General features: G+C 59.3%; 3 protein-coding genes. 1 reads left to right on the top strand and 2 read right to left on the bottom strand.

Features of this window, described 5'->3' with window-relative positions; translation table 11 throughout:
- Both NW815_RS06560 and NW815_RS06555 read right to left on the bottom strand, forming a co-directional pair.
- Nucleotides 1-644, bottom strand: a 644-nt coding sequence (locus tag NW815_RS06560; RefSeq protein ID WP_414415820.1) for an MBL fold metallo-hydrolase, incomplete at its 3' end; no start/stop codon positions are given.
- A complete protein-coding gene (locus NW815_RS06555) occupies nt 641-1294 on the bottom strand; it encodes an anthranilate synthase component II (protein ID WP_011433980.1) in 654 nt (217 codons plus the stop codon). The genes NW815_RS06555 and NW815_RS06560, both read right to left, overlap by 4 nt.
- Nucleotides 1295-1489: 195 nt before the next feature.
- Here NW815_RS06555 and NW815_RS06550 point away from each other — a divergent pair, with 195 nt between their 5' ends.
- Complete coding sequence (locus NW815_RS06550; RefSeq protein ID WP_414406825.1) at nt 1490-3901, top strand: DEAD/DEAH box helicase; 2412 nt, start codon at nt 1490-1492, stop codon at nt 3899-3901.
- The last annotated feature ends 61 nt before the right edge of the window (nt 3902-3962 follow it).

Below are 3962 nucleotides of genomic sequence, written 5' to 3'. Positions count from 1 at the left end.
GGGATGACCAGCTTGGGCTGCAGCGCCTCAATGGCCGCCTTGGCCCCGGCAGGATCGTAATTTTTCGGCCCACCCCCCACTGGCACCAGCAACAGGTCGGGACGAGCAAGCAGGATGGACTGCTCCCGCGTAATTGGCTGCAGCGCCCCTCCCAAATGGACAATGTCGATCCCAGCCATGCGCCAGCGCCAACCCACGTTTACGCCAAAGCGAGGGCCACGGGGCATGCGTACTCCTTGCACCCGGATCCCGTCAATCAGATAGTCTCCCGGCTGAAACAGCACCTTGGGGTTGCCGGGCACCACATCCAAAGCACCCTCATCCAACAAGCGGCTGCTGAGCAACACCAGATCGGCAGCAACTCGTGGGGCAGGATAGCCAGCCGTACAGCCCGCCGGCCGAAACGGGTTGACCAGAAACCGTCGGCCCTCCCCCTCGAACAAAACACAACTGTGGTGCAGCCAAGTCAGTTGCAGCCCCTGCGAGCTGGAGCCGGGAGTGAACTCTATAGACCCTGGGGTTGTTGGCGTTTCCGAACCTTGTGCCGGCGCTGTCTGAGCGCCCGCTTTGCGCCCTCTGGCCAGGTTCACGGCCATCGATCCCAGCAGCCCAGCGCTGGCTTGCAGAAGCTGGCGACGCTTCATGGAGTGGGGATCCCTGATGTAACAACGGCAACGGTTTCCTGAGGTTTCTGCGAAACATTGGGCTGAGCAGCAGTTGAGGCTTTGGCGCTGCGCAGGAAGTTGCTCAACAAGCGCTTGCCCTCTGCAGTCAAGATGCTCTCCGGGTGGAACTGCACGCCCTGAACGTGGGGATAGCGGCGGTGGCGTACCCCCATGATGATCCCATCGCCTGTTTGAGCCGTCACCTCCAGCTCGTCAGGACACGTAGAAGGCTCGATCACCAAGCTGTGGTAGCGGGTGGCCGTGAAAGGCTGGCTCAACCCCTCAAACACCCCCACCCCTCGATGGTAAATGAGCGAGGTTTTGCCATGCATCAGCTCAGGTGCGCGCACGATCTGACCACCATAGACCTGGCCAATGCACTGGTGCCCCAGACAAACCCCCAAAATCGGCAGCTCTGGCCCCAGCTCCCGAATCAACTCCAGGGAGATCCCGGCATCTTCCGGCCGCCCTGGCCCAGGAGAGATAACTACAGCTTGCGGCTGCATTCGGCGCAGGTCGTCAACGGAGAGCTGGTCATTGCGAAAAACCTGAAGCTGAGCTCCCAACTCCCCCAGGTACTGCACCAAGTTGTAGGTAAAGCTGTCGTAGTTGTCGATGACGACCAGCACGATAGCATCCGGCAACGGCACCCCATTTTAGCACTTGCTTGAGCTGCTGTTCTTGATCCAAAGAAGCAGAGTAACTGGCGCTTTTTGCAGGGGAGCAGTCGACGCCCCAAGAAAGCTTGTATCCTAGAAGGTACAACCCACAGGAAGCAGTGAATTGGGCGGGTTTCCAGGTTTCCCAATGTTGATTTGGATCCCATGAGTGCGCTTCTCTCCCCGGCAACCGATTTGCTGGACGAGTTGCGGCAGCTTTTCCCCTTCGAGCTGGACGACTTTCAGATCCGAGCCATTCAGGTTCTGGCTGCTGGGGAATCGGTGGTGGTCTGTGCTCCCACGGGATCCGGCAAGACCCTGATCGGAGAGTATGCCATCTATCGGGCCCTATCCCAGGGCAAGCGGGTTTTCTATACAACGCCCCTGAAGGCCCTCTCCAACCAAAAGTTCCGGGATTTTGGCCAGCAATTCGGCCCAGAACAGGTTGGCCTGCTCACCGGCGACATCTCCATCAACCGGGAGGCGCCGATCTTGGTGATGACCACCGAGATCTTCCGCAACATGCTCTATGGCACGCCGCTCTCTCTGGCCGTTCAGAGAGGAGCCTCCGGCGATGGGATGGAACCTTGGGAGGAGGCGGAGGCCCTGAGTCGGGATCCCTTGCGAGAGGTGCAGGCGGTGATCTTGGACGAATGCCATTACATGAACGACCAGCAGCGGGGCACCGTCTGGGAAGAAGCAATCATCTACTGCCCCCCCACGATCCAGCTCATTGCCCTTTCTGCCACCCTGGCCAACAGCGACCAGCTCACCGATTGGATGAACCAGGTGCATGGCCCCACCCATCTGATCGACTCCAACCACCGCCCGGTGCCGCTGCAATTTCACTTTGCCAATCGCAAAGGGCTGTTCCCCCTGCTGGAGCAAACCGAGTCCGGCCAGTGGGTTTGCAATCGCCGCCTGAAAAGCAAACTCCCCAAGTCAGGTCAGTCTCCCTATGGGGGGGTGCCGGATATGGTGCAGGTGGTGGAAAACTTGCGCCAGCGGGACATGCTGCCGGCCATCTATTTCATCTTCAGTCGCAAAGGCTGTGATATGGCCGTGGCCAGCGTAAGGGATCTGGACTTGGTAGCCAGCGAGGAAGAACGGCAGCAGTTGGCCGAGCAGATCGACCGCTTTTGTCGAGAAACGCCCGAAGCTGTCCGCCGAGATCAGTTGGATGCCCTTTACCGGGGTATTGCCGCTCACCATGCCGGCATGTTGCCTGCCTGGAAGGGACTGGTGGAGCATCTGTTTCAGCAGGGGCTAGTGAAGCTGGTCTTCGCCACTGAGACTTTGGCCGCCGGGATCAACATGCCCGCCCGCACAACTGTCATCTCCTCCCTTTCTAAGCGCACCGACAACGGCCACCGCCTCTTGACCGCTTCCGAGTTCATGCAAATGTCGGGCCGAGCCGGACGGCGGGGCAAGGACATCATCGGCCATGTGGTGACGGTGCAATCCCCGTTTGAGGGGGCCCAAGAAGCTGCGCGGCTGGCCACCTCTGGAGCGGATCCCTTGGTGAGCCAGTTTACCCCCACCTATGGCATGGTGCTGAACCTGCTGCAAAAGCACTCTTTGGAAGCAGCACGGGATCTGATCAACCGCAGCTTCGGCCAGTATTTGCTCTCGTTGCAAAAGTTGCCCGAACAACAGGAGATCCTGCACACGCGCGCCGAGCTGGAGGAGATCGACCGTCTCTTGGGAGGCATTGCCGACGAAGATATCGCCCGCTATGAGAAGATGCAGGCGCAACGGCGGGAAGAACGACGCATTTTGCGCTACTTGCTCAAACAACGGGAAGCTGAGCCGGATCCCACCTTGCGGCTGTTGGCCTTTCCCCACATTCATGCCCAAGAGGAAAAAATCCGTGCCCTAGAAGCTCAAATCCGAGAGAATCCCGCTCACCAAGTGGGGAAAAAATTGCTGGGTTTGCGAGAAAAACGCCAGCGCTTGCTCAAGCGCCTCGAGCACCTGGAGCGGCAAAGCGATTCCGTGCAGGAGTTGCGCTGGCAGCAATTTATGGCCTTGGTGGGGGTGTTGCAGGATTTCAACTGTCTGCAAGAGTATCAACCTACCGATAGCGGAGAGGTGGTGGCCGCGCTGCGGGGGGATAACGAGCTCTGGCTGGCGCTGGCTCTGCTCTCGGGTGAGTGTCAGGGCTGTGCTCCCCATCATTTGGCCGGAGTTGTGGCTGCCTTGGTCTCAGAGGCTCCCCGTTCAGGTACCTACAGCCGGTTGCGCACCTCAGGACTGGTGGAAGATGTGCTGCACGGGTTACGGGGTTTACGGCGGCAACTGTTCCGCAGCCAACGGCAACACCAGGTGTTTCATGTGCCGATCGGGTTTGAGCCCAGCTTGGCCGGGATCGTCGAACATTGGGCGCAAGGGATCCCTTGGGAAACCCTAGAAGCCAGCACCAACCTAGATGCCGGAGACTTGGTGCGCCTGATCCGCCGCACGCTGGATTTGCTTTCTCAGATCCCTTATGTACCCCATCTGCCGGCAGAGTTACGGGAAAATGCCCGTCAAGCCCAAAAAATGCTGGATCGCTTCCCGGTGAGCGAGTTGATCTAGCGAGCTCAGACCGTTTGCTGTTCAGTGAGGTTGCAGCTGATACATTTACGCTGAACACTGC

This window comes from Synechococcus sp. R6-7 (assembly GCF_047461695.1).
GTDB lineage: Bacteria > Cyanobacteriota > Cyanobacteriia > Thermostichales > Thermostichaceae > Thermostichus.
Note: the sequence above shows the minus strand (reverse complement) of the source record. Positions and strands in the feature narration are given on the sequence as shown.

What these genes read in the sequence shown, in the direction of transcription:
- NW815_RS06550 (WP_414406825.1), top strand. Translation starts at nt 1,490, where the DNA reads ATGAGTGCGCTTCTCTCCCCGGCAACCGATTTGCTGGACGAGTTGCGG.